This window comes from Lujinxingia vulgaris, assembly GCF_007997015.1.
Taxonomy (GTDB): domain Bacteria; phylum Myxococcota_A; class Bradymonadia; order Bradymonadales; family Bradymonadaceae; genus Lujinxingia; species Lujinxingia vulgaris.
In genome coordinates this window covers 1-561 of record NZ_VOSM01000084.1, presented here as the reverse complement: position 1 = coordinate 561, position 561 = coordinate 1, and the positions used below count along the sequence as shown (strand labels likewise).

At 59.5% G+C, this 561-nt stretch carries 1 protein-coding gene; it reads right to left on the bottom strand.

Annotation, left to right across the window (positions count from 1 at the left end; genetic code table 11):
• Positions 1-561 (bottom strand): DUF885 family protein (locus FRC98_RS21010; protein WP_146983517.1); only part of this gene is annotated, 561 nt, incomplete at both ends.

Genomic DNA, 561 nt, shown 5'->3' with positions numbered 1-561 from the left:
AGACGGCTTGGGCGATCTGGAGGTGATGCCCGGGAACGCCCTCGTGATAGACGGTTGTCGCCTCGCGCCACGTGGTGAACTCAGTGACCGATTCCGGCACAGACCACCACATGCGACCCGGCCTCGAAAAGTCATCGCTCGGCCCCGTGTAATAGATGATTCCGTCGTGAGTCGGCGCAATCATGCACTCCAACGCGCGCATGGGCTCTGCGATATCAAAGTGGGTGCCTGCCAACGCTTCGATGGCGTCATCGCTGAGCTGCTGCATCCACCTCTGCAGGGCATCGGTGCCGTGCAGCGTTCGCGAAGGGTCAGAGTCAAGAAGCTCGATTGCTTCGGCGATGGATGCTCCCGGCTTGATCTCGTGCGCGATCTGCTTTTGCTCAGCAGTCATGCGCGCCAGTTCCTCAATCCCCCACTCATAGGTTTCATCGAGGTCGACCGTGGCACCGAGGAAGCGTTGAGACTGCAACGCGTAAAGCTCGCGTCCAAAAGCGTCCTGAGGTGTCGCCCGCGGAGCAAGCTCGTCACTCAAAAAACGCTCAAGTTGCTGATAACTGG